This window comes from Thermobacillus sp., assembly GCF_003390775.1.
GTDB classification, from domain to species: Bacteria; Bacillota; Bacilli; order Paenibacillales; family Paenibacillaceae; genus Thermobacillus; species Thermobacillus xylanilyticus.
Map to the genome: position 1 here is coordinate 24286 of NZ_QEWA01000053.1, position 26010 is coordinate 50295.

General features: G+C 56.7%; 20 protein-coding genes. 11 read left to right on the forward strand and 9 right to left on the reverse strand.

Going from position 1 to position 26010, the window contains the following annotated elements:
- Window positions 1-206: 206 nt before the first annotated feature.
- The 3 genes from C6W55_RS15375 to C6W55_RS15385 are packed head-to-tail and all read right to left on the reverse strand — an operon-like array spanning window position 207 to window position 6211.
- Window positions 207-3560: a DEAD/DEAH box helicase family protein gene (locus tag C6W55_RS15375; RefSeq protein WP_286893654.1), complete on the reverse strand. Its 3354-nt coding sequence runs from the start codon at window positions 3558-3560 to the stop codon at window positions 207-209.
- Between the two features lie 25 nt (window positions 3561-3585).
- Window positions 3586-4749: a restriction endonuclease subunit S gene (locus C6W55_RS15380; protein ID WP_286893656.1), complete on the reverse strand. Its 1164-nt coding sequence runs from the start codon at window positions 4747-4749 to the stop codon at window positions 3586-3588.
- Window positions 4742-6211 carry a type I restriction-modification system subunit M gene (locus C6W55_RS15385; RefSeq protein ID WP_286893658.1) on the reverse strand — a complete coding sequence of 490 codons (1470 nt, stop codon included), beginning with the start codon at window positions 6209-6211 and terminating at the stop codon, window positions 4742-4744. Before C6W55_RS15385 ends, C6W55_RS15380 begins: the two co-directional genes overlap by 8 nt.
- Window positions 6212-6420: 209 nt before the next feature.
- On the opposite strand from C6W55_RS15385, the gene C6W55_RS15390 reads away from it, so the two are divergent.
- Window positions 6421-7863 carry a hypothetical protein gene (locus C6W55_RS15390; RefSeq protein ID WP_286893659.1) on the forward strand — a complete coding sequence of 481 codons (1443 nt, stop codon included), beginning with the start codon at window positions 6421-6423 and terminating at the stop codon, window positions 7861-7863.
- 78 nt (window positions 7864-7941) lie between these two features.
- Here C6W55_RS15390 and C6W55_RS15395 read toward each other — a convergent pair whose 3' ends face one another.
- The gene (locus tag C6W55_RS15395) at window positions 7942-8667 is read right to left on the reverse strand and encodes a CPBP family intramembrane glutamic endopeptidase (protein WP_286893661.1); all 726 of its coding nucleotides are present in this window, start codon (window positions 8665-8667) and stop codon (window positions 7942-7944) included.
- Between the two features lie 57 nt (window positions 8668-8724).
- A complete protein-coding gene (locus tag C6W55_RS15400) occupies window positions 8725-10995 on the reverse strand; it encodes an alpha/beta hydrolase family protein (protein ID WP_286893662.1) in 2271 nt (756 codons plus the stop codon).
- Window positions 10996-11146: 151 nt separating this feature from the next.
- Between C6W55_RS15400 and C6W55_RS15405 the strand changes: the two genes are divergently transcribed.
- Together C6W55_RS15405 and C6W55_RS15410 are read left to right on the forward strand one after the other, a co-directional pair.
- Entirely contained in the window at window positions 11147-11875 is a 729-nt protein-coding gene (locus C6W55_RS15405; protein WP_286893664.1) for a response regulator transcription factor, read from the forward strand.
- Entirely contained in the window at window positions 11865-13325 is a 1461-nt protein-coding gene (locus C6W55_RS15410) for a sensor histidine kinase (RefSeq protein WP_286893665.1), read from the forward strand. The genes C6W55_RS15405 and C6W55_RS15410 overlap by 11 nt, the downstream gene beginning before the upstream one ends.
- 4 nt (window positions 13326-13329) lie before the next feature.
- Here C6W55_RS15410 and C6W55_RS15415 read toward each other — a convergent pair whose 3' ends face one another.
- Both C6W55_RS15415 and C6W55_RS15420 read right to left on the reverse strand, forming a co-directional pair.
- The gene (locus C6W55_RS15415) at window positions 13330-14373 is read right to left on the reverse strand and encodes a DUF1835 domain-containing protein (RefSeq protein ID WP_286893667.1); all 1044 of its coding nucleotides are present in this window, start codon (window positions 14371-14373) and stop codon (window positions 13330-13332) included.
- Between the two features lie 103 nt (window positions 14374-14476).
- Complete coding sequence (locus C6W55_RS15420) at window positions 14477-15034, reverse strand: NADPH-dependent FMN reductase (protein ID WP_213483936.1); 558 nt, start codon at window positions 15032-15034, stop codon at window positions 14477-14479.
- Window positions 15035-15321: 287 nt separating this feature from the next.
- On the opposite strand from C6W55_RS15420, the gene C6W55_RS15425 reads away from it, so the two are divergent.
- Window positions 15322-15723, forward strand: coding sequence for a DoxX family protein (locus C6W55_RS15425; RefSeq protein ID WP_286893668.1), 402 nt, complete (start codon window positions 15322-15324; stop codon window positions 15721-15723).
- A 44-nt stretch (window positions 15724-15767) separates the two neighbouring features.
- Entirely contained in the window at window positions 15768-16145 is a 378-nt protein-coding gene (locus C6W55_RS15430) for a VOC family protein (RefSeq protein WP_213483934.1), read from the forward strand.
- Window positions 16146-16526: 381 nt separating this feature from the next.
- On the opposite strand, the gene C6W55_RS15435 is transcribed toward C6W55_RS15430, so the two are convergent.
- Window positions 16527-16997 (reverse strand): MarR family winged helix-turn-helix transcriptional regulator, encoded by a 471-nt coding sequence (locus tag C6W55_RS15435; RefSeq protein WP_213483933.1) that lies wholly within the window; start codon window positions 16995-16997, stop codon window positions 16527-16529.
- A gap of 234 nt (window positions 16998-17231) precedes the next feature.
- Here C6W55_RS15435 and C6W55_RS15440 point away from each other — a divergent pair, with 234 nt between their 5' ends.
- From C6W55_RS15440 to C6W55_RS15450, 3 genes are read left to right on the forward strand one after another with little or no spacing between them, the layout of a single operon-like run.
- Window positions 17232-18419 (forward strand): FAD-dependent oxidoreductase, encoded by a 1188-nt coding sequence (locus tag C6W55_RS15440; RefSeq protein WP_286893669.1) that lies wholly within the window; start codon window positions 17232-17234, stop codon window positions 18417-18419.
- 35 nt (window positions 18420-18454) lie between these two features.
- A complete protein-coding gene (locus C6W55_RS15445; RefSeq protein WP_286893671.1) occupies window positions 18455-20548 on the forward strand; it encodes a multicopper oxidase family protein in 2094 nt (697 codons plus the stop codon).
- Between the two features lie 10 nt (window positions 20549-20558).
- Window positions 20559-21248 (forward strand): MBL fold metallo-hydrolase, encoded by a 690-nt coding sequence (locus C6W55_RS15450; RefSeq protein WP_213483930.1) that lies wholly within the window; start codon window positions 20559-20561, stop codon window positions 21246-21248.
- Between the two features lie 44 nt (window positions 21249-21292).
- On the opposite strand, the gene C6W55_RS15455 is transcribed toward C6W55_RS15450, so the two are convergent.
- Complete coding sequence (locus tag C6W55_RS15455; RefSeq protein ID WP_286893673.1) at window positions 21293-22390, reverse strand: oxidoreductase; 1098 nt, start codon at window positions 22388-22390, stop codon at window positions 21293-21295.
- A gap of 133 nt (window positions 22391-22523) precedes the next feature.
- Between C6W55_RS15455 and C6W55_RS15460 the strand changes: the two genes are divergently transcribed.
- The 3 genes from C6W55_RS15460 (at window position 22524) to C6W55_RS15470 (ending at window position 25862) form a co-directional block, all read left to right on the forward strand.
- Window positions 22524-23390 carry a LysR family transcriptional regulator gene (locus C6W55_RS15460; protein ID WP_286893675.1) on the forward strand — a complete coding sequence of 289 codons (867 nt, stop codon included), beginning with the start codon at window positions 22524-22526 and terminating at the stop codon, window positions 23388-23390.
- 168 nt (window positions 23391-23558) lie between these two features.
- Window positions 23559-24677, forward strand: coding sequence for an SIR2 family protein (locus C6W55_RS15465; RefSeq protein ID WP_286893677.1), 1119 nt, complete (start codon window positions 23559-23561; stop codon window positions 24675-24677).
- A gap of 9 nt (window positions 24678-24686) precedes the next feature.
- Window positions 24687-25862: a helicase HerA domain-containing protein gene (locus tag C6W55_RS15470; protein WP_286893679.1), complete on the forward strand. Its 1176-nt coding sequence runs from the start codon at window positions 24687-24689 to the stop codon at window positions 25860-25862.
- Window positions 25863-26010: the final 148 nt, after the last annotated feature.

Below are 26010 nucleotides of genomic sequence, written 5' to 3' on the forward strand. Positions count from 1 at the left end.
TTTGGGGGCGGGGGAGAAAGAAGGGATCAAGGGATTGACTTATTCCATCCGTTCTCTGTATGATTATGGTAAATGCTTTCCTCCTTCTCTACGGAGGCGGAAACCACCAAGCAGAAGAGTCACTCATTCCTCGGATTGCGTGGCTCTTTATTTTTTTCGGATGAGCGAAACCCGGTCCGCATGGGGGACCGGGCTGTTGAATAAAGTTAACCGACGATCTTTACCGCATTTTCCTTGATCGCCTTTACCGTCTCCACCAGCTTCTTCTGCTTCGCGCCGTCAAAAAGCTTCAGGAAGCTTTGCGGTTTGTCGAACGGCGGCTTGGCCAGATCGGCGACGTTCTCGATATAGCCGTTCTGCACGATATAGTCGATCACTTTGCGGACGAACACGATCTGTTGCTGTGTCAGCGATTCGTCGTTGATGAATTCCGAGAAGGCCTGATTGACCGCATCAGGCTCGAGTTTGGCGATCTTGCGCACCAGCAAACCGAACGGCGTATCCTTGAACTCGCGCTTGTAGTCTTCAGCGGTACCCAATTCGCCGGTAAAGATTCTTTCTAGCGCTTCGTAATCGGCCGCCGTCAGCGGAGTGTTATTGCGCAGCTTGTAGATCGCAATATGGTCTCGATTCTCCTCGATATAGCGGTTCACTTTCAACTTGTAATCTTCAAAGTCATACCCGCTGTCGATCGGCTCGCCTTCCTTGACGTACAGCACCTCGTCCCGGAGATTCGTGTAGATCGGGCTGGCACCGCCCGATTCGTCGACGGTGAACTTGGCCAACTCGCGAAGTTCTACGCGAATCCGCTCGAAATCGAAAATGGTCGCGTTCTCCCAGAACGCTTCCGACTCGATCGTCCGGATGAGCTCCAGCTTGGCGCGGACGGCGGGAATCGTTGCGCGTTCCGTCAGCAGGTTGCGCGCGATCTCCTTCAACGCGTTCTTGTTCCGGGCGAACTGCCTGCTTCCCTCAAGCGAATATACCATCAGACCGTACATCAGATTGTCGAACCGTTTCGCATGCTCGTCCCGCTCATCCATGTACACGATAGGGCCCAGTTCCCTGCCCAGCGTGAGCACGTCCGATTCGGACAGCGCGAGGAAAGCGCGCCGGTGCTTGTATTTCTCCACAACTTGCAGCCTGAGCTTCACGGCGATCAGATCGGGATTGAGCGCCTCGATCTGCCCGACGACGATGTCGATCAGACCCTCTCGCATCTCCCGGCCTTCGGCGGCCGCGAAATCCCCGTGCTGAAGCAGGTGGATCAATTTGATCCGTTTTCGGAAAATGGCCTCTGTGAGGCTGACGACTTCGCCTTCGGACAAGCCTTCCTTGTGCTGCCGAAAAAATTCGAAGTTGCCGAGATAATCGAAGATCACGAAGTGTGCCTTGTCCTCACCAGGACCGAACAGATCCCGGCACAGCCGCGTGCCCCGGCCGATCATCTGCCAGAACTTCGTTTTCGACCGCACCCGCTTGAAGAACACGAGGTTGACCACTTCCGGAACGTCGATGCCCGTGTCCAGCATGTCGACGGAGACGGCGATGTGCGGGTTGTTGTCGGCTTTTTTGAAGTTGGTGATGGCGTCTTCGGCATAGGCGTCTTCGTACGTGATCTTCTGGATGAACTGCCCGCCCAGATGCGGATACAGCTTGTGGAACCGGTCGACGATGTATTGGGCGTGGCGCTTGTTCTGGGCGAAGATGATCGTCTTGCCGATCCGGTCGCCGCCCGCGACCTTGATGCCTTTCGTCATCAGATCCTGGATGACCGTATCCACCGTGTGCTGGTTGAAAATGAACTCGTTGATCTCCGGCGAGGGAATCTCTTCCGGCATGTTGCCGTCCTCATCCGCGAAATCTTCCTCGTACCTCGCCTTGTCCTCCTCAGACAGTTCGTCGTAGGTGATGCCCTCGGTGAGGAACTTCAGTCCGACCTCAATATTGTAGTACGGCACGAGCACATGATCCTTGTACACGGCTGTTTCATACTCGTACGCATAGGTCGGGACGCCGCGCTCGACTTCGAAAAAATCGTACGTGTTCCGGTCGACCTCCGCTTTCGGCGTCGCCGTAAGGCCAAGCATAAGGGCATCGAAATATTCGAAGATGGCGCGATACTTGTTGAAGATGCTGCGATGCGCCTCGTCGATGATGATCAGGTCGAAATGCGCCGGCGTGTAAAGACGAGAACCGTCTTCCGATTTGGCGGTGTCGATTGTGTTGAGGATCGTCGGATAGGTGGAAAAGACGATCCTAGCCAGCTTATCCTCCCGTTGGTCCAGAAGATTGCAGAGCGTCATGTCCTTCAGGTACTTGGCGAAGTCGTTCTTCGCCTGCGACACCAGCGACCGGCGGTCGGCGAGGAACAGTACGTTGGTGACATAGCCCCCGCGCGACAGCACGTCGGTCAGGCTGGCGGCGGTTCGCGTTTTTCCCGTGCCGGTGGCCATGACGAGCAGCGCCTTCCGGTGCCCCGCTTCGAGATGGGCGGCGACGGCGCGAATCGCTTCCTTCTGGTAAGGGCGATCCGTGATTCGATCGTCGATGCGGATCTCGTGCAGTGACCTTCGGCTCGTTCGCCGGTTAATCAGCTTCTCCAGATCGCGGCGCGAGAACAGCCCGCTGACCTTGCGCTGCGGCACGTCGGGCGATTCCCAGATGTTCGTCTCGAACCCGTTCGTCGTGAAAATGATCGGACGTCGGCCCGTCATCCGCTCCAGGCAGTCGGCGTAGAGCTTGGCCTGGTGGGTGCCGATTTTCGGATCCCTGGACGTGCGCTTCGCCTCGATCAGCGCCAGGGGCAGGCCGTCCTTGCCGTACAGCACGTAATCGACGTACCCCACACCTTCGGCGTTCGGCATGCCGGTCACTTCGACCTCTTCGCGCACATCGTCCCCGAACGTCCAGCCGAGCAGTTTCAGATCGACGTCGATATATTTCTTGCGCGTCTCGTATTCAGACGGATCAACAGGCGTGAAATGCCGCTCTTCCTTGTGACGTTCCTTCTCGCCCGTGTACTTCGCGCTGAGCGCGGCGACCTGGGCCCGCAGCGCATTGATCTCCGATTCCTTCTGTTCCAGCAGGCTTTGCTGCTCCAGGATTTTTGCTTCATCGATTTCGAAGGTCTGGGAGGGCACTAGGTTCTCGTCAAAGAAGCGCTCTTCATATTCCGAGCCGTAGCAATAGTCGATCCATTGTACGAACTCGAACACCGCTTGAAGGGCAAGCAACGCTTCGCTCCGTGTCACGGCCTTGTCGGTGTGGACCGCGATGTTGCCCAGCTTGACGACATAGAGCAGCTTCGACCATGTTTTGTTGTCGACGGCGAATCGGAACGTCGGCTCGTGCAGGAGGGACTGCAGGTTGTCCTTGTAGGGCATCCGGATTGTATTGTCCGCCGCGTACACCCACTTCAGGGCCAATTCCAACGCTTTCCGGCTGCCCACGGCCGACATCGCGGGCGACGTCGCGAGCACACGCTCCGCCTCGATGCAAGCGGCCGCAAACATTCGGTATTCGGTTCGGTTACGGAGGAAATCGAAGTTTGCAGCCATGCTTGCTCACTCCTTCGGCATCGGATCAGTCGTCGAAGTATTTGCTCATGAGGCTGTCAAACAGTCGCTGCGTCTCGTCGATGGATTGTTTGACTAGGGATTTTTGGGATTCGATTTGATTTACGATCCTTGTATATTTTTGTTGCAAGGAAAACGGCGGCAATCCGATCAAGAACTTGTCGAAAAATGATACGGGCACCCGTTTTTGCCCTGCGCTGCCGGTCATGTTCTTTTCTGCGTGTGCTCGAAAAGCAGGCAGGCTTGTGAGACGGTACAACCACTCGCTGTCAGTCACGTCTTCAATGGGCCGCAACACGTGAAATTCCGTGGAGCCGAATCCGATTCCGTTGCAAAGATTTCGCGCTACGGCTCCCTTTCCGTTTTCCATGCACGGAGTGATCTTGGCGAACAATACGTCATTTTCTCTAAAATAGGTGTATCCGGTTTTGACTTCTCGATATTCTCTCGTTTGGCTTGTATCCATTTCGCCGGTGTCCGATACGGAATTCATGGGTATGAAAGTAAACAAGGTATCGTCATTCAATTCTCCCATTTCACTCTTATTGGGGTTAATGACGCATATCTCGGAAATTCTTTTTTTCTCCCATCCTTGTTCGTTTCTTAGCGGATCCCCAAACATCTCATAAAACACCGACTTGATCAGTTGATTCAATTCTTGAAGGTGGTACCTTTGAAGATCCAAAATAATGGAGGTTAAATCAAGTTCATGCGCAATCTTTTTCTGAATGTCCAAGGGCGGGAGCGTAAATTGATACTCCATAACATCTTTCTCATTGATTCTTGGCAGGTTAGCGCCGGATGATTTGGTACTGGCGTAATTAACAAATGATGGGCTTCGCAGTATATAATAAACGAAATTTTTATTTGCTTTGTTAGTTACTAAAATCGGGTAAATATCTGTACTGCAAACTCCATTAAAATTTGGTCTGGCAACTTTATTCAAGTACGGACGCAGTTTTCCGTACAAGATATGACTTGTTGAAAAGCGAAATTTTGAGCTCTTGATCTTACTTTCCGATACTGTTGGTTTAGCTGTTATTATCCCTGAATCTTTTTCTATATGTTCGAGACCAATGTAAATTGAATCGGGATCCAATTCATTAACTTCAACTTGCTTTTTATCAATAACAATAACATCCCCCAACCGAACCTTCTCCCACTTACTCACCGAGCATCCCCCTCAGCTCCTGCATCTTCGATGCAATCTCGGCGTTCAGCTTCTCAAGCCGTTCGAGAATGACGGTTGGAGTGTCATAATCAACTTTCTCGTAAACAATCTCCTTGTAACGGTTGATCGACAGGTCATAGTCGTTCGCCGCAATCGAATCCTTGTCCACGAAGAAGCTCTGCTCCGTCCGCTTGCGGTTTTTCTCGGCCTCGAGGTTGTGGAAGCGGGCGAGGATATCCGGAATATCGTTCTCTTCGATCGGATTCCGCTTGTCGTCCAGCGAGAAGCCGTCCGCCTTCATGTCGTAGAACCAGACCTGGTCCGTGCCGCCGGCGTCCGTCTTCGTGAACACCAGAATGGCCGTGCTGACGCCCGCGTACGGTTTGAACACGCCGCTCGGCATGGAAATGACGGCTTCGAGCTTGTGGTTCTCCACCAGTTCCTTGCGCAGCGACTTGTGAGCCTTCGTCGTGCCGAACAGGACGCCGTCCGGCACGATCGCGGCGCAGCGGCCGCCCTTGCGGAGCATCCGAAGGAACAGCGCGACGAAGAGAAGCTCCGTCTTCTTCGTATTGCAGACGGCCTTCAGATTGTCGTGAATGCTCTCGGCATCGACCGTTCCCGTAAATGGCGGATTGGCGAGGATGATGCTGAACTCGGATGCGTGGTTGTTCTCCTTGGACACACTGTCCAGATAGTCAATCCTCGGATTCGTGATGGAGTGCAGCATCAGGTTCATGGCCGACAGGCGCAGCATCGTCCGGTCGGTATCGAACCCGGTCATGAGCGAAGACGCGAAATGTTCCCACTGTTCCGGTGTCATCCTGTTGCCATGGGTTTCGCGTATGTATTCCGCAGCGGACACAAGGAAACCGGCCGTCCCGCATGCGGGGTCACAGATCCGGTCGTCCGGCGTCGGCTTCAGCAGCCGAACCATCAGATCCCGGATATGTTTCGGCGTGCGAAATTGTCCGTTCTGGCCCGCCGTGGACAGCTTGCTCAGCATATATTCGTACAGGTCTCCCTGCATGTCGAGATCCTCGATGTCGTGCTCATACAGCTCGTCCAGTCCCGTGATGATTTTCTGCAGCACCTGCGGCGTAGGAATGAGGAAAATCGCATCCTGCATGTAACGGGAAAATGCCGTCGCCTGCTCGCCGCCGAGCGTCTTGATAAACGGGAACACCTTCGTGCTCACGATATCGTAAATTTCTCGCGGGTCTTTCGTCTTGAACTTGCTCCACCGCATGGATTGCCCTTCGGCATCCTGCGGAAAAATCTTCGGCACGGATTCCCCGGTGAGCGCCTCCAGTTGCTCGTTTTCCAGCTCCTTCTCGTCCAGGGAACGGATGAACATCAAGTACGTCAACTGCTCAATGACGGTAATCGGGTTGGTGATTCCACCCGCCCAGAGGTCTGTCCATATCTTGTCTACTTTGTTGCGAATTTCACCGGTCAGCATGGAAATATCAGCCTTTCTATCTTCTCTATCTTTTATTTTAGCATGAATCGTTAAAGTTACATATTTCTATATTATTTATCGACAAGACTCCGATGTAAAAAACTTTCCTTGCCCTTTATACGTCTAATTGTGCAAACAAGAATCCGGCAAAAGGAGCAGGGATGACGGGGATGCGCGCTGCAACGGGTGGATCAAGGCGGGAAATCATTTTGGGACGGATGTTGCTGTTAACGGTGTTGGCTGCCGTTCTGGTTCTGTCAGCCTGTGCGGACAAGGCCGGGAAAGAGGCAAACCCGGCTCAGCAGACAACGAATGTTTCGCAGGATGGGGAAAAGGGCGTCACCGATCCGTCATCTGACTCCACCCAAGGGGAAGACGAACGCCCCCTGTCTCCTTTCACCTACGAGATTTCCCGGTCGGCGGACGCGGACCCGGCGACATGGGAAAGGGGCATCCGCGATTATGTGCTGGCCGGCGAAACCCATGCGTACCATGTGACGTTCTCCCATCCTGTGGACCACGCGAGCGTCGAGTCACAGGGGCTCGTAGCTGAGGGGCTTGAGGTCGAATACGACTGGCATTCCGACAGCGCGGTGACGGTTCGCCTCAGATGGGAAGACACGGCCGCCACAGAAGAATACGGGGACTTCTACTTTGGGTTCGGCCATGCCCGTGCGGCGGATGGCCTGGCCCGGCCAGTGCAGGAAGACCACGGCATTTTCATACAACCAACCCGTCCCAAAACTTTTGCGTTCTTCGATCCGTCGACGGGCAATCGCGACACGTTCCTGAAATCCCTCATTTCCTACACCCGGCTCGACCGTTCCCCGTCCGGAAAAGATGTGCTGGCGGAAGAGACGGCGGCGAGGGAAAGTTTCTTTGTTTACCACTACACCCTCCTTGACCGGGAGGGTAACCGGCTCATGCTGCTCGATACGGCGTCGCCGGTTTGGCTTAGGGATGATGATGTTCTGCTCTATCGGAAGGACCGGTCCATCGTGCTTTACGATGTCGGAACAGGTCTGGAACAGGTGGTCTGGGCGGCATCGGCGCCGGTTGAATGGGTGTATTTCGACTACCATGCGCCTTCCGGCAAGCTGGTCGTGGTGACGCTGCACGAGAATGAGAAACGGGAGTTGGAAGGGGATCTGTACCTGCATGAGCAGGTGACGGATCGTGAGCCGCGGGTATTCCGCGATGTGTTCCGCGACAGTGGCCAATATATGGGGGTTTATCCCGAGGGCGTCAAGTTCATCGACGGTAACAAGCTGTTCGTCGAGTATATTGAAAATCGGGATACGTACCATCGGGAGCGGCGCGTGATGGACTGGACGACCGGGGAATTGATCGCCCTCGAGCCGGCGGACGATATGCTCCCGCTGACCCGGGGCAGTGTGCTGAAGCATGCCGAAGGCAAATGGCAGATCGTCGGATTGGCCGACGACGGCGCCCAACCGCTCGCAGTTGACGACGGGCAGTGGTATAGAGCGATACCGGTCAACGAGGACTGGGTGGCGCTGATCGCCGGCGGCGATGCCGCGGATTTGCTCCATGTGCCGACCGCTTCCATCCATGCCATGAAGGAGCGTCTGATGGTGCCCTTTCCCTGGAGCGGGGAAGCGGCGTACTCGATTCCGGAATTGAACAGGTGAGTGCTTATGGGTGTCACTTGCCGGAGGCCATATCGAAAAGCAAAGCCCGGTCCGCATCGGGACCGGGCCAGGCATGGGTTACATGACATTGAACAATACCGGAAGCAGGATCAACTGATTGATGACATGGGTGGAGATATGTCCGAGCATCGCATAGGCCAGTCCGTGTTTCCAGTACAGATAGCCGAATCCGATGCCTGGCAGAAAATTCAGCAGCATCGTGCGGGTGACGGTCACGGCGCTGAAACCGAACAGTTGCACAGCGGCAGGAAGATGTCCTGCTGCAAAAACGAATGCGGCAATGATGATTCCCGCGATATAGACGCCGCTGCGATCCGCGGATTTCATCAGCCGGCCGAGCAGCCAGACGATGACCGTCATGAGCCCGAACCGGAGAAGAATTTCCTCGATGACGCCTCCGTAGAGCACGCTCCCGAGAAAGTACAGCCAGGAAAACTCAAAACGATCCGGGAGCCCCAACGCTTCCGCGAATATCAGCTTTTCCGGAATGGCGATCAAGCCGGCCGACAACAGTCCGATGCCTGCCGCCGCAGCAATGCTTCTTCTGCTGACAACAAACGGTTTGTTCAGGTTGACTTTCGGTGAAGCCCACGCTCCCGCCAGGGTGGCAACACTCGCCCATGCCGCGGTCTGCAGCATGGCGAGCAGCACAAGCACTTGCTTCGAACCCAGTTGGGCGACGATCATAGCTTCCTGATCAGGGGTCAAGGTCATCGTCTGCTGCAATCCCAGTACGGCACCTGCCGCCAGTCCCAGCACCAATGCGGCGAACACTTTTTTCACAGTCAGCACCTCTTTGTCGTTGTCATAGGGTTATGGATGGTCAACTTTTCCAATCTCTCATTCGTCCGCATGGCTGACGGCAACGTCGTCACGAATGCCGACATCGCGCAGATAAATGGAGCCTGCGGCGGTTTTGTCAAATACGAGGCGGATCCGGCTGAGCCGCTCCGGCTGGAACGCCGGGTTGACGCGGCCGAAGTCGGACAGCCGGAATGCGAAGGTTTGAAATACCGGCTCCCTGGTCGGCATCAGCGACGTCAACGGCCATTTCACAATACCGCCTTCCAGCATCGGTAGCAAGCCTCCGGCGGCGCTCAGCGGCATGGAAGCGGTGTTGCCGTGCACATCCTCGACCTGTACGGTCAGATCCGTCATTTCTTCCCGCGCCTCCGACCGGTCCGCCACGGAGAAGACGATCGAGCCATCCGGCGGGACGGCAAGCCCGGTATCGGGCAGAACGATCGTATAGGAGGGCGTGCCGCGGGCCCGGTCCCGGTCCCATCCGAGGCGAACGGCGCTGTACGGACCGGGGGCGAATTTCATTTCGACCTTTTCTTCTTTCCATTCCGCCAGCTGCTCGCCAATCAGTTGACCGCCGGGCAGCGTGGTCGTGGTGAGATCGATATCTTCGTCGAAGGTGCTGACGAGCGTCGTCCGGGAATCCGCATAATCGTGGATGTACATCGTATCCGGCAGCCATTCCCTTGCGTGGCCGAGATCCTGGAAGATCGCGCGATATTCCGTCTTCTCGTACAAGGTTGCCTCGAGGAAGGACGAGATCAGCACCTTCGCCGCCTGCAGCTGCTCTTCCTGCGGGATCAGCTGGGCTCGGTTATACAGCAGGTTGCCGAGTCCCGGCGCATCGCTGCGGCCCCATACCGTGTTGAATTGTCCGTGATTGGCCCCGTAGATATAGACCGACGCTTTGAAATAGTCGCTGCCCGGCGTAAAGCCGATCCGGCTGTACTGTGCGGCTCCGGCGAAGGAACTGACATCCATGTCGTGGGAGCCTTGAAGGGCGAGGTAGTTCAGGTCGGTCAGCTCCGTCGGCCGGCCCGCCGGCTCGTATTGGCCGTCAGTGCCCGCCAGCGAGATGACGGATCGGATGCCGAAACCGTAATCGAACGCGATGCCGCCGTTCTCCGGCGATGCCGGCAGCCGGTTGTAAGCCGCCGCCACGGTCACCGCCTCGCCGCCGCGGGAATGGCCGATCAGCGCGATCCGGCTCATGTCCGCTTTGCCGTGGAACGGATTGCCTTCCGTCCCGTTCCATTCTTCCCACACCTTCAGGTGCTCCAGCATGAGCCAGCCGCGTGCCGGGTTTTCGTTCTCCAGCACGTTCAGCATGAACAGGTCGTCGAAGGGCGACGTATTGAGAAAATTTTCGTCGATCGACACGACGATATAGCCGCGGCTCGCCAGCAGTTCCCCCAGATAGGCATACCCCGGGTCCGAATAATCGGTGGCGAGATGATTGCCATGCACGATCATCACGAGCGGGAACGGCCCGTCGCCGTCCGGATACCAGACGAGCCCGTTCAACGGCATCGCTTCAGGTCCGAAGCCGAATGTCTTCGTACGGAGGGAGGACCAGTTCGCCACGAAGGCCGAGCCGTCCACCGGCTCCGTGATGAGCGAATCTTCCGCGTTGAAGACGGCGCGGTAGCTGTCCTTGCTCCCGTAGGTCAAGGTGCGCACCGGATACGGCCCCGGCTCCGCCGGATTGTCCAGCACGGCCGGGTAACGTTCAGTCGGCTTCGTGACCGACAGCCGGTAAGGCTTGGCCAGCTTCGCGCGCCCGTCATCGACCAGCCAGGTTCCGATGCCGATCGTCATCACGGCTGTCACCGCCGCGGCGATGCCGGCCGCCGTCTTCTTCAGCGTCTTCGCCTCGCGATACGCGCCCCGCATCCACCGGCACACAAGCGCACCCGACAAGGAGCAGCCCGCCAGTATGGACAAGGTGACGATCACCATCACCGTCATCGGGCCGATGAAGCTGATGAACAACAGGATGAAGGAAGCAATCGCCGGGCCGATGTACCTTGAAGGGATGCGCTTGGCAACATGCAGCAGGCCCGCGATACCGCCGCTGATCAGCGCGATGGCGAGCAGGAACACGGCGGTTCCGATCACGTAATCCCCCGGTCCCCGCGACCCGATCAGAAGATAGCTCTGGACGAGAAAAAGGATGCCGGCGGTTCCGGAGAGCGCGATCGCCGCCCCCTTCCATCCCGGAGACAGCGGAGGCAGACGCCGGACGGTCGTCATCAGCCGCTTCCGCCAGGTCCGGTTCATGACACGTTCAGAAAGCTTGGTTTCAGCCATTTCATGACCTCTCTCCCAGGTGAATGTTGCTGCCAAGCTCAGGATAGAATCCGTGTCTTTCCGCCTCCTGTCGCCTTCCTTAAATTATCCTTACATGGCAGGAGATCGGACGCGCGGTGCGAACATTACGAGGTGGTGAGGTGGTGCGGCGATGCGCAAAACGATACTGCTGGTCGACGACGAACAGGACATCGTGGACATGCTGAAACTATTTCTCGAGCCGGACTATGACGTTCTCGAAGCCTCTGACGGACAGGCCGCGATGGAGATGTTCGCCCGCGCGTCGATCGACCTGGCGGTGATCGACATCATGATGCCTTATGTGGACGGTTTCAAGCTCCTGCAATGGATACGGAAGTCTTCCACGATCCCCGTGATTGTCTTGTCGGCGAAAAATCAGGAAGCGGACAAAATTGCCGGACTTGGTCTCGGCGCGGACGATTTTATCTCCAAGCCGTTCAGTCCATTGGAAGTTGTGGCGCGAATCCAGGCGCATTTGCGGAGAACATATGAATTTAACGAAGCGGGTGCGGCGGGAACGGGGGCGAACGCGGTTGCCGCGGAAACAAGGCTTGGCGAGCTGGTCCTGGATCATGAAGCGTGCCTGTTGTACAAGCGGGGGGAGCCGATCGTGTTGAGCGCGATAGAATACAAGCTGCTGAAGCTGTTCATGAGCAAGCCGGGGCGCATTTATACGAAGAAACAAATATTCGAGCAGGTGTGGTCCGATTCGTATATCGCCGATGACAACACCATTATGGTGCAGATCAGCCGGCTCAGGGACAAGATCGAGGATTTGCCGCGGGAGCCCTTTTACATCCGTACGGTTCGCGGGCTCGGATACCGGTTCGCGAAGAAGGAAGAACTCAATGCGCCGTAAACCGAGAAAGCTGTCCGGGATGCTGCTCAGGAGCTATATCCTTTTTTCCCTGTCGCTTGGCGTAAGCTTCATCGTGTTGCTGCTGTTTTTCGTGGCGAGGACCAACGCGCGGATGCCCGCCGAAGATATGTCGCTGCTTCAGGCCCATGCCATCGCCCGTCCGGATCAGGCCGATATCCGGACCGATGCGATCGAGGCGGTGGATGGCTGGGTGGAAATTCTCGACGAGCAGCTGCGGATTCTGGAGGTCAGGGGGGAGAAGCGGGACGGTGCGGCGGCGGGCTATACGGAGCGGGAGCTGATCGCGCTGTTTCATGATACGGACGACAATCCGTTCTACGCGTCGATCGCGCCATTCCATACGAATGACGGAGAGCGCCGGTACGTCCTGGTCCGGCTGCCGAAACAGCATGTCCGGACGGATGTCGTGCTGAGCGAGATGACAGCGGCCAACTGGAACATCTTCTGGATCGCGCTGGCCGAGACGGGGGCGTTGTTCGTCCTGCTGTTCGGGCTCAACGTGTACGTGTACAGCCGCCTGACCGCGGTCAGATTGACCAACCCGCTCGGCGCGATTGCCGCGGGCATCCGCAGCATATCGGACGGGCGCTACCACGAACGGCTTCGCGTCGAAGCGAATTACGAGCTTGCGCAAATCCAGGAGAGCTTCAACAAGATGGCGGAAAAGCTGGAGCAAGCCGAAGCGGACAACCGGCGGATGGCCGAGAGCAAGCAGCGGATGCTCGTTCATATTTCGCACGATTTGAGGACGCCGATCACGACGATCCGGGGTTACGCGGAGGCGCTTCAGCACGGGGTCATCAAGGATGAAGCCGCGCGGCAGCGGACGCTCAGCCTCATCCACGGCAAGACGAAGCTGGTCTCGGAACTGATCGACGACGTGTTCGAGCTGGTGAAGCTGGAGGTCCCCGACTATCCCGTCGTCAGGACGACATGCGATCTGGCAGAGTTCACGCGCGAAATGGCTGTCGACCATTACGATCTGTTCGAGGAGAAGGGGATGGTGTTCGAATGCGACATCCCGGCGGACGAACTGCCCGTGCCGATTCATGCGAAACTGCTGTACCGGGCGGTTTCCAATCTGCTGGCGAACGCGCTGAAATACAACCAGCCGGGGACGCATGTACGGCTGTCGCTCATCGACGGGCCGGGTGAAGTGCGGCTTGAGGTCGCCGATAATGGCATCGGCATTCCCGCCGAACTGCGGGCCCGTGTGTTCGAGGCGTTCGTCCGCGGTGACGCTGCGCGCAAGAGCGATGGCGGATCGGGGCTTGGCCTGACCATCGCCAGACATATCGCGGAGAAGCATGGCGGCAGACTCGAGCTCGACAGCGGCGGCCGTTGGACGCGGTTTGTGCTGACATTGCCGAAGGCGGGGGAGACGGCTGCGTCCATGGGCGGCATCAGCGCGGCGGAGCGGAGAAGGTAAGGGACTATTTTCGCCTGACGCTGTAATAGCGCAGCCCCGCCGGGATTCCCCGGACCTCCAGGACACCTGCATAGATAAGCTCTCGCAGCCGGTATTCAAAATAGGCGTCACCGATGTCCTGTTCGCAATGGCCGATGGCCGCCCCGACCATGCGTGCGGCTTTGACAAACCCGCCGGCATCGGCAACGTTCGTCACCTGTTCCAGCATCTCCAGCAGGTACGGGTCAAAATGATCCGCCGGAACCTCCCGCACCGCGCCGTCCCGCCAGATGCGCAGCACGCCGCCCTGTTCCGCGATCGCTGTCCACTCTTCCGCAAGCCGCCGGATGTCGCCGGCGGACAGCCGGCTGCCGTGTTCCGCTTGCAGGAGCGCTTCCCGCAGCTTGTCCGGCACGATTTCACCGGATCGTCTGTAGGTTTCGGAATGATCGGGACGCTTGTCGAGCGTATCGCAGATCGCGCAGGCGTCGCATACGCGGATGGCGTTGGGCTTATGGCGGAGCAGATGCAGCGCGTACCGCATGCCCGTCTGCTCATATACGCTGCGGCTGGCCCAGACGATGATTTCCGCCTGCTCCGGAATTTGATCCAGTTTCCGGAGCAACGCGTCGTATTCTGCTTCGGAATCCGCGTCATCCTCAAGCGCGGCCGCGATGTTGTGCTTGAACCAGTCGCGCCGCGCCTGCCGGCCTTCCGGCGTGTCGAGGCCCCCGATCGGGCCGATGGCGTAATTGTCATTCAGCGTGACGATCTTGTGCGTATCTGCCCGGCCAAGCTCCCGCAGCGCCAGCTTCATGCTGCCTGCGAAGGATTCGCCCGTCACGATGTGGACATGGGTGCAGCCGGGATCCGGATCCCAGGAAAGCTTGCGATCATCGTACGTCATCAGCCGGTCGTACAGCTCCATCAGTCCGGCGGCGGCGCCTTCAGGGGACGCCGTCTGTTCTTTCAGCAGCCGGATCTGGTGCAGCACAAGCCGCAGGATCGACTTCGCGTTGTCGGGGCTCAGACGATCGACGGCTTTTTTGATGTCCATGATTTCGTTCATCCGCTCCAGCCTCCTCTTATAAAGGATCTTACCCGTTCGCATCCCCCAAGACAAGACGAGAAGCCCTGCACATCCGTACAGGGCTTTGCTCGACGGCGACTGTTTATTGCTTCGCTCTCAGCGGCTTTAACGCCGCGCTCCAGGCGATCAGCTGATTCAGCATTTCGTTCACGGTCTGCCGGTGCCGCTCGGCCGGCTTGAAGACGGTCATGTTTTCGAAGTCGGTGAACAGGGACAGCGTCGGATGCGTCCGGACGTCCGCGATCATCAATTCGCCCAGTATGCCCCGCAGATGCTCCGCCGCGCGCGCGCCGCCCGTGGAGCCGTAGCTGACGATGCCCGCCGCCTTGTTGTTCCACGCCTCGCGGGCAAGGTCGAGCGCGTTTTTCAGCGCCCCCGTGATGCTGTGGTTGTATTCCTGCACGATGAAGACAAACCCGTCGAGGCTGAACAGCTTCTCGTTCCATCTGGAAACGGCGGGATCCGCATCGTCCGTCGTGCCGAGAAAGGGCAGATTGTAGTCGGCGATATCCACAATCTCATACTGTGCGTCGCCGCGCATGTCGGCGATGCCTTTGACCCATTCGCCCACCTGCGGGCTGACCCGGCCTTCCCGCGTGCTGCCCAGGATGATGCCGATGTGCAGTTTGTCGTTGGACATTGTATTTCTCTCCCTCCGAATGTGATATCCCGCCATGCTTGAGAAGAAGGCAGTTTCTTGAAAGCTGGTATAAAATAACATACCTGATGACCGGCGGAATTATGCAAGGCGCTCTGCCGCCGCACCGGCCGAATGTGGTGGAGATGAAGGGTGGGAGCATACCGGGATGGCGCAATGTGAAGAAAAAATAGCAGGCGCATCGGAAATTTGGGACACCGCCGATGAATTGCCCGGTCGGTGTTCGTCAATACAGGTGAACGGCTCCAGTATAAAGGAGGTGAGGAACCATGAAATGGGCAGTCCGCATTCTGCACATCGTGCTTGTTCCGCTCATGGGGTTCGCCGGCTTCTTCAAGCTGTTGTCCAGCGCGGAGACGATCAGGGAAATCTATACCGATCCGCTTCAATTGATCGGTTACAGCGTCGGGTTTATTTATGCAATCGGGTTTTTCGAATTGCTTGCGGCAATCGGCTTGATTGTCGGGTTGTGGAGAGCCGCGATCGGCTACGCTTCTCTCGGTGTCATTTTCATCATTCTGCTGGGGGCGGTCGGGTCGAGTCTGATCGCAGGCCTGTACGCCGAGGCTGTCTCGCCGTTTATCGTAATGCTTCTCACCGCCCTGGTGTTCCTGGGAAACCGATATGTGTCGAATCACTCGCGAAGGAGCGCCGGACTCTCGCGGCAATGACATCGGCGGATTACATTTTTAATTAAATAAAGGAGCGATAAACCATGATACAAAAACTCGGTCAAGTCATGTTGTACGTCAACAATCAGGATCAGTCGAAGGCTTTCTGGACAGAGAAACTGGGGTTCAAGGTCAAAGCGGAAGAGGACAACGGCGAGGGCATGCGGTGGATTGAAATCGCCCCGCCGGGCGCGGACACGACCATCGTGCTGCAGAACAAAGCGTTCGTCGCCAAAATGCATCCCGAACTGAATCTCAGTACGCCGTCCCTGATGTTCTATACGGACAATGCGGAACAACTGTACAATGACTTGAAAGGCAAGAACGTCAAGGTCGGAGATCTCGTGGAGATTCCCGGCGGCAAGGTATTCAATTTCGCGGATGAGGAAGAGAACTATTTTGCCGTGATGGAGAGAAAGTAAGGTTCGATTTAAAAAGCGGCGGAGGAGCCTCAACAGGTCTTCCGCTGCTTTCAGTTTTGGCCGGCGACATCAGATGCGGCGCGTCTTGTCCGGATATTTTTGGAGTGTCATCCGAAGCCGAAAGCTATATCTGGTCGGATTCGGTGACGGCGGAGCTGGCCAAGCTGATGAAAGATTTCCACGATGCGACGGAAGGATTTGCATCAACCGCGCATTCCCCTCGCGGATTCGCTTTCTGTGCGCCCTGTTGTCTGACCGCGCCGCAGCCGGCGACCCGGCCTTTTTGAAAATGGTGGAGGAAGGCCATCTGGATCATTACAGGAAGGAAGTGGACTTCCTTGAGCGGCACTTTGACGACTGGATGCGGACGAATGAAAGGAGTTAATCCCTCTTCAACCGCTCCGCCTGCCGGGCAAGCACCTGAATGGAGCGTTCGATGTAATCGAGGATGAGCCGGAGCTCGTCCGTGCTGTAACGGGAGAACAGCTCGGCCATCTCCTCGCCGAGGGGGCCGAAGACGCCCGCGAGCGGATGGAGATTTTCCGGGATCGGCTCGACGTAGACGATGCGCAGGTCGTTCGGGTCCTTCGCCCGGCGGACGAAGCCAGCTTTCTCCAGCCGGTTGATCACGCTGGTGATGGCGCCGGTCGTCAGCCCCGTGAGCTCGGCGAGCTGTCCGGCCGTCGCCCGGCCCATGCCGAGCACAATGTCCAGGCATTTGTGGTCGGTGATGTTGAGGCCCAGATATTTGGCCGCCGCCTGGTGGAAGAAGACGGTCTGGGTCGACAGCCGCCGGGAAGCTTCCAGCAGGGATTCGAAAAGTTCCGGCGGAACAAATTCGCGATGATTCATGGACGATCCATCCTCCGATCATGGCAATGGTACCCCGACCGAAGTCCAGATTCAAGACCGGGCTCTGGCCGGTATTGACAATTCGCTCGTTGTGCGTAAGATGGAGTTAGATATCTTAATTATTAAGATATAGCAAACCTTCACCGGATGCAAATCCGGCAACCTGCGGCGTAATATCTTAATTATTAAGATAAATGCCGGGTTGACTGCATTCTCAAGGAGGAGATCATGACCATGGAAAACAGGAAAGCGATCATCATCGGCTGCGGCATCGCCGGGCCGGCCGTTGCCATCTTCCTGAAGCGGGCCGGGTACGAGCCTCACATCTACGAGGCGCAGCCGGGCCATGACGATTACACCGGCCTGTTCCTGAACGTGGCGCGCAACGGTCTGCGCATCCTGCGCGAGCTGGGCGTGGAAGGCCGCATCCGCGAAGAAGGCATCGAATTGCGCGCCATGAACTTCCACAGCGGCAGCGGCAAGTGGCTGGGCAAGATCGAGGACCCGTCCGGCGAGCCGCAAGGGTTCACGGTCAAGCGGGGCTTCCTGCACAAAGTGCTGCGCGAAGCGGCGCAGCAGGAAGGCATCCCGATCGAATTCGGCAAGCGGCTGGCCAATCTGCACATCGCGGGCGACCGGGTGACCGCCCTCTTCGACGACGGGACGTCCGCGGAAGGCGATCTGCTCGTCGGCTGCGACGGCATTCATTCGCGCACGCGCAGGCTGATTCTGCCCGGCGCCCCGGAGCCGGATTACACGGGCCTGATCAGCTTCGGCGGCTTCGCGCGCGGCGTCGACATCCCGCACGAGCCGGCCCAGCACATGGTGTTCGGGAAGAAGGCGTTCTTCGGCTACCTGGTCAAGCGGGATGGTGAAATCTACTGGTTCGGCAATCTCGACTATCCGGGCAGACCGTCGCGCAAGGAATTGCAGTCCATCCCGCAGGCGGAGTGGCGCCGGGTGCTTGACGACCTGTACCGCAACGAGATTCATCCCGTTCCGGACATCATCCGGGCGACGAAGAGCGAGATCGGCGTCTATCCGATCTACGACCTGATGTCCGTTCCCTCCTGGTACAAGGGACCGGTCGTGCTCATCGGCGACGCGATTCACGCGACCTCGCCCAACGCGGGGCAGGGCGCATCGCTGGCGCTGGAGGACGCGCTGGTGCTTGCCCGCTGCATCCGGGACAACCGCAGCCCGGAGGCTGCGTTCCGGCAGTTCGAACTGCTGCGCCGGGAACGGGTGGAGAAGGTCGTCAAATATTCGAGAACCATCGGCCAGCGCAAACATGCGACGAATCCGGTGCAGGTCTTTTTCCGCGATCTGATGCTGCCGTTCTTCCTGAAGCAGGCGAGCCGTCAATCCAACGCCTGGCTGTACGATTACCGCGTGGATTGGCACGACAAGGTGCCGGTGTGAAGCGCGGCGGAAGGAGGCGTTAAGGAGGCAGTCCGGTGTTTGAAACCTTTTCCGCGCTTGAAGTTTTGCTGCTCATGGGACTGTCGATCGCCGGGGTCATGGCCGGAATCGCGGCGAACGGGTTGAAATATGCGGTGTTCCGGCCATCCCCTCATCCGCTCTGGAGGCGGGCGGCGCACATCGGTTCATGGGCGGGCATCCTGCTGGTGATCCTGTGGGGTGCCGTCACGGCGGCGGTTTATTTTGCGCTGGGTTGGGCATTCGTCATGGACCGCGTCGTCGTCATGCTGCCGCTCCTCGCGCTGCCGGCGCTGCTCGTCGCCGCACGCGCGCTGCCCGCGCTGAGAGGGGACAAGGCGATGACGCCGGAGGCCGCGGCGAACGTTGCGGCAGCCGTGCACACGATGGCAGCCGGCACGCTGCTCGTGCTGTACCTGGTATGGTTCGATATCCCCTCCGTCCCGGATCTGCGGGAATCGACGATGTACCTGGCCATGCTGGCCGGAACCGCGGCGCTCTTGCAGCTGTACCATCGGCGGCGCGTCCGGACCATCGAGGCCCGGGGGCGCGGCTATCTGGCGATGGCGATCCGCAGCGCCGCGTTCACGCTGTCGGCCGTCGTCCTGCTGATGGCATGGTTCCTGTGGTCGATGGAGCGCAGCAAATTTCCCGCGTCCATGTCCATGCTCCACCCCGAGACGTTCGAATATGGCGGAGGTGCCGTGCCTGCCGGAGCGGTGTCGTCAGCGCATCATGATCATCATGCCCGCCATGCCGTTGCGTCCGCGGCCGGCAGCGCGGCGATCAGCGTCACCGATCTGACCGGTCCGCGGACCGGCGAGCCTGACGCGCGGTTCACGCTCGTCGCGCAGAAGCAAATGATCGAGCTTGCCTCGGGACACACGGTCGAAGCGTGGACGTTCAACGGCCAGGTGCCGGGCCCGCAGCTCGTGGTCCGCGAAGGCGATCTGGTCGAAGTGGAGCTCATCAACAAGGACATTGAGCTTGGCGTCACGGTGCACTGGCACGGCGTCGATGTGCCGAACGCCGAAGACGGGGTGGCGGGCCTCACCCAGAACGCCGTCATGCCCGGTGAATCCCATACGTACCGCTTCGTCGTGAACGAGACGGGCACCCACTGGTACCACTCCCATCAGGCTTCCTCGGTCCAGGTGGCGAAAGGGCTGTTCGGCGCCTTCATCATACTGCCGAAGGACGGCGCCGAAGCGGGCGGCGGGACGGCGGATGTCACGATTTTCTCCCACGACTGGGAGACGCCGGACGGGACGCGGACGGTGCTGCATTTGCCCGGGCCGGCGTCCGGCGGGCAGCGGATCATCCCGCCCGGCACGGAAGTGCGGCTCCGGCTCGTCAACAGCGCCAGCTACACGAAATTGTTCTCGCTCCACGGAACGCCTTTCCGGGTATCCGCGATCGACGGCTGGGACATCCACGAACCGGAAGCCGTCACCGGCATGCGGCTGAAGATCGGAGGCGGCGGCCGGTACGACGTGACGTTCACGATGCCGGACCATCCGGTCGCCTTGACGCTGGACGGGCGGGAACCCGAGACCACGATTATATTCAGCAAAGACGGGCAAGAAGCGGCGGATATCCGGACGGGAGGCCCGATCCTGGACCCGCTGGCATACGGCTCGTACGCCCCGGCGCCCATCGACGGCAATGCCGTGTTCGACCGGGAGTTTCTGATGGTGCTCGACCAGATCTACCTGGGGCATTATAATGGACACTCGAACACGCTCTGGGCCATCAACGGGGAAGTGTTCCCGCGTACGCCGACGTTCGTGGTCGAGGAAGGGGATCTGGTCAAAACGCGCATCGTCAACCGGACGTTCTCGGATCACCCCATGCATCTGCACGGCCACCATATGGTCGTCCTGAGCCGGAACGGCAAGCCGTACAAAGGCAGTCCGCTCGTGCTCGACACGCTGCTCGTGGATCCGGGCGAAACGTATGAGGTGGCGTTCCGCGCCGACAATCCGGGCATCTGGATGGACCACTGCCATATCCTGGACCACGCGGCATGGGGGATGTCGATGCATTTGACGTACGCCAATGTCACGACCCCTTATACGGTCGGCGAGGCTTCGGGGAATCATCCGGAATAGAGGTGGGCTTGTGAACATCATCGAACTGAGCTTGCCGTTCGAATTGAACGGTCAAACCGATGTCATCTATCCGAGTCTGATCGCGGCGGATCATGTGCTGGCGCTGGTGGATGCCGGGTATCCGGGCTTTCTGCCGCGCATCGAGCAGGAGATCGCAAGACACGGCTATGACGCGCGGAATCTGACCCACGTCATCATGACGCATTACGATATCGATCACATCGGGGCACTGCATGACCTCAAAGCCAAATACCCCGGGGTCCGGATCATCGCCAGCGAGCGGGAAGCGGGGGCCATCAGCGGCGAGCGGAAGTCGGAGCGGCTGATCCAGGCCGAGAACATGCAGCAACATCTGCCCGAGGAGCAGCAGGAGTTCGGCCGCTGGTTCATCCGGCAGCTGGAGAGCTTGAAGCATGTGCCCGTTGACGAAACGGTGCGCGACGGCGACGAGCTGTTCGACGGACGGTGCCGCGTCATCGCGACGCCCGGTCATACGCCCGGACATATCTCGCTGCATATTCCCGAATTGAACAGCGTGATTGCCGGCGATGCGGCGGTGAACGAGAACGGACGGCTCGCCATCGCCAATCCGCAGTTCTGTCTCGATCTGTCCGGCGCGGAGCAATCGCTCGGGAAGCTGACGGCACTGCGCGCGGCTCATTATTACTGCTACCACGGCGGGAAGCTGGATATGGCCTGACAGAACGTCCCCCGGCCGAATGCGCGGCCCGGGGGACGTCTTCTTTATCGGAGCGCGCACTCCTCGTCCCGGATCGTGGCGATCGGGTGCAGGAAGGCGTGATCGAACGGCGCGAGCGGAAGGCCCGTTTTCACCTTGCGCGGCCAATCCGGATTGACGAGGGCGCTCGTCCCGATCGCCGCGAGGTCGGCATCGCCGTCCGCCAGCAGGCGCTCCGCCCGTTCGGGTTCGCCCAGCTTGTCGTTGGCGATGACGGGCAGGCCGCCATAGGTCTTGGCCAGCGCGGCGAGTGTCGGCCCGTCTTCTCCAAAGGCCGGGCGGAACGCCTTGTACTCGGTGGTATGGATATAGTCGGCCTTCGCCGCGGCGAGTGCGGTGAAGATGATCCGGGCGTCCTCGAGGCCGTTCCGCCATTTGTGGTCGAAGTCATTCACCTTGCCCTGGGAAATGCGGACGCCGACGACGAAGTCCGGTCCGACCGCATGTCGGATCGCTTCCAGCACCTGCACGGTCAGGCGGACGCGGTTGGCGGCGGGGCCGCCGTATTCATCCGTCCGCATGTTGATCCCTTCGCTCAGAAACTGATCCAGCAGATAACCGTTCGCCGCATGCACCTCGACGCCGTCGAACCCGACTTGCTTCGCTCTCCGCGCGGCCGCCGCGAACCCGCTGATGACGGCATCGATCTCTTCGCGCGTCATTTCGCGGGGGACGGCGAACTCGCCGCTGCCGCCGTGCTCCTCAAGCTGCCTGCCCTTCGGCTTCACCGCCGAAGGCGCGATCGCCTCCCGGACGAACCGGTTGTACTGCACGAGCGCGCCGGCATGCATCAACTGGCAGATGATCCGGCCGCCCGCGCGATGCACCGCTTCGACCACCGGACGCCACGAAGCCGCCTGCTCCTCGTCGGCGATGCCGGGCTGGTTCTCGTACGCCTGGCTGTGCGCCAGGTCGGGATACGCGCCCTCCGTGATGAGCAGGCCGAACCCGCCCTCGGCAAACCGGGTATAGTACCGGACCATCCGGTCATTCGCGAGGCCGGACGGCTCCGCGATCGTGCGCGTCATCGGCGCCAGCGCGATCCGGTTCGGCAGGGACAGCGGGCCGAGCCGGTATGGTGCAAAGAGATGCGCGTCATGCATGGTGATCGCTCCTTCCTGAAAGCGGAATGTTGGTTGCGATTGTATTGTAATGCTCTGCATCCATGTCGTAAAATGATGAGTATAGATAGAATCATCAAAATTTTTGATAGTCAAAATGTGCGGTGAGAAGCTCATGGAACTGACGGATCTGAAGGTTTTCCTGGTGGTTGCGGAGGAGGGCAGCGTGTCCGCCGCGGCGCGGCGATTGGACTATGTGCAGTCGAACGTTACGACCCGGCTGCGGAAGCTGGAGTCGGAGCTGGGCGCTCCGCTGTTTCATCGGCATCCGAAAGGGGTTGTGCTGTCGGAACGGGGGATCATTTTCCGCGAGTATGCCCTGAAAATTCTGCAGCTGGCGGATGATGCGGTCAACGCGGTGCGGGAGCGGGAGGAACCGGCCGGCACGCTCGCGATCGGCGTCGTCGAGACGGTCGCGTCCGCGGGGCTGCTGCGCGTGCTGTCCGATTTTCAGGCCCGCTATCCGCACGTCTCGCTCTCTCTGGTGACGGGGACGTCGCCGAATCTGCGCGCGAAGGTGCTGAACTATGAGCTGGACGGGGCGTTCGTCACGGGCGAGATCGGCTCGCCCCTGCTGGTGTCCGAATACGAGATTCGGGATGTCGTCGGGCTGGTGACGCACAGCGGCGTGGAGGAGATTTCAACCTCGGATCTGTCCCGGGTGACCTGGGTGGTGTTCCAGAAGGGATGCCCGTTCCGCGCGTTGACGGAGGCGTGGCTGGAGAGCGCGGGCCTGAAGCCGGCGCAGGTGATCGAGACCGCCACGCTGGAAACGATGCTGGGCTGCGTGCGGTCCGGCCTGGGAGCGACGCTGCTGCCCGTCTCCGCGCTGCCGCAGGAAGACGGGCAATTGCGCGTGCTGCCCGTTCCCGAGGCGTACTGGTCCATGACGACCCGGCTGATCCGCCGCCGGGATCGGTTCGTCAGCAAGGCGTTCACCGCCTTCGTCGAGCGGCTCAAGGCGCACGGGTTTGGTAAGTAGAGGGGGCATAGCATCAAGTCCTATGTGGAGATGTTGGTTTTTTGAACAGAGTTAGTCCATTAGCATTAAAAACTATTTACAGCACATAGTGGATGTGAGAACATGTGTATATATTTGGAAAATGGGTAGAATTAGCAACTTTGTATAGATTGCAAGGAGGAGTTTTTGATGAAGAAAATACTAATTAGCCACTCCAATAATATCGAATACGATGAAGATACTGTCAGATTCAATGGGAAAGAAGTTGCTGATTATGAAGATATGAGTCCAAAAGAATATGCATACGATAAATTAAGAAAGTTTTACAGTACATATTTATCAAATCAATTCGAGAATCTAATAGTTTTAACAGGATCAGGCTCATCAATTGGCATAGGTGCTGATACGAAAAAAGGCAAGACGATGAAAGAACTATGGGAGACTGTAACCGAGGAAATTGGGAAAGAGGAATTTTCTCGCTTTTGTGAGGCCATAAAATTTGACGAAAGCAATCCTGATCTAGAGGCATTGCTCTCAAGGGCAATTAGTGCTCAGGATTTTGTTCCCCGTAATGTAGAAGGAATGATTAGGAGAATCCAAAATATTATTAAAGAAGAATGCACACTAATTCTTCCAGAGAACTCTCATCACGAATTGTTTCTAAAGAAACTTACCTCCAGAAAGCTAAAGTACCCGCGTTTAAAAATTTTTACACTTAACTATGATACATTATTTGAACAAGCTGCAAGTCGATGTGGGTACACCATAATTGATGGATTCTCGTACTCATTCCCAAGACGATTTAATGGAAAATACTTTGACTATGATATAGTTGTCCGTGAGAACAGCAGAATTAAGACAGAGGAAAATTACGCGCCAAGAGTATTTCATCTTTATAAGCCGCATGGCTCTCTGGATTGGGAGAGAGAAGGAGAGTTCATAAAAAAATCTGAGAACCCCTCTAATCCAGTGATGATTTTTCCTCAATATAGTAAATTTGAATCCTCCTATGAACAGCCATTTTTTGAAATGATCGCTAGATTTCAGCAGGCATTACGAAGGGAAAATGTTTTGCTAATTTGTATTGGATTTAGTTTTTACGATAAACATATATCTTCAATAATCCATGAAGCATTGGATATCAATAATAGTGTTACTTTACTGGTGGTTACACTTGACATAGATAAAAATCCGAGTTTAGAAAGATTAAGACAAAAGGCTGAGAAGAACAACAACGTTATTTTAATCGAAGAGAAGTTTAAGGATTTTGTCGAGAATTATCCTTTTATTGAACTTTATGGAGAATAAGGTGATCCTGTGAGACCCACTCCATTTGATCATAATTATTTTATTGGATATGTCAGTCAAGTTAATCCTCAATTTGTAAGAATCCACTTTCCTTCATCAGTTCTTCTTAATAAATTTATTTTTTCCGGAGAAGAATTTAATGGAGGACTAGTGGGGAACTTTATTGTAATTGAAGGTGATAATTTTGGGTTTATAGGAAAGCTACTAGAATTGAGCTTACCAGAAAAGGAACGACTAGATTTGAATGAAAAGGCTTTTCAACTTGCGGATTTCCATCCAACAGCTAAAGCGGAAGTATTATTGAGTTTTAATTATTTTGATCCGCTTTCAGTTTCTAAAGGGTTAGACTGCTATCCCAACATTGGTGCTAAAGTATTTGTTTGTTCATCTTCGTTTATTCAAGATTATTTTAAACGGTTTGGGTTAAAGGAAGATGAGGATAGTACGCCATACATTAAGCTTGCTACCTTAACTTCTAACATCGGTACTGAAGTTACTGTTTCTCAGCAAGCCATATTTGGCAGGCATTGTGCTGTTGTAGGAACTACAGGAGGTGGGAAAAGTTGGACAGTTGCAAAACTAATTGAAGGAATAAAGAATAATAACAACAAAGCCATCTTAATTGATCCGACTGGAGAATATGAGAATATTGTAGACAGTAGTGTTGTCTCTGTCGCTCTTGCTCAAGACGTTTACTTTCACTATAGCAAACTTAAAAATGAGGACCTGTTTTTTTTACTACAACCTGCAGGAAGGGTTCAACTCCCCAAACTGATGGAAGCTGTTAGATCACTAAAAATGGTCTCTTTAGATCAAAATGGGGAACTTTTAGACTACATTGACAACGGGTATTTGGTCAAGCAAGGGCGTTTAAAGCGACCGATTGAAAAATTTTATTATAATAATTTCAAAAAGATAGAAACTGGTTTTTTGGATTTCGATATAAAGAAACTGCCTCAACAGATAACTTATGAATGTGTGTTTGATACAGATAGGGTGGATACCGGGAGATTTGGTCCACGGAATGAAGCTGATGTTTCTAATTGTGTTAGTCTAATTTCCCGAGCTAATAATCTTTTAAATACATTTAATAGCATTTTTGGATTCGACGAAAAAGCTGACCAAGACAACGACTTAACTAAAGTTATAGATACGTTTATTAATAACTCAACTTTCGCACCTTGAAAATTACTGCTAAGCCTTGATATGACTAGGATTTCTTATTGAAAAATCTCGTTCTTGACAGAAAAACACCTTTCCGTTTGGTAAAATGGAAGTGGATAGTCTTCCCATCCCAAACAGAAAGGTGCGTAACTCTATGGTACAACACAAC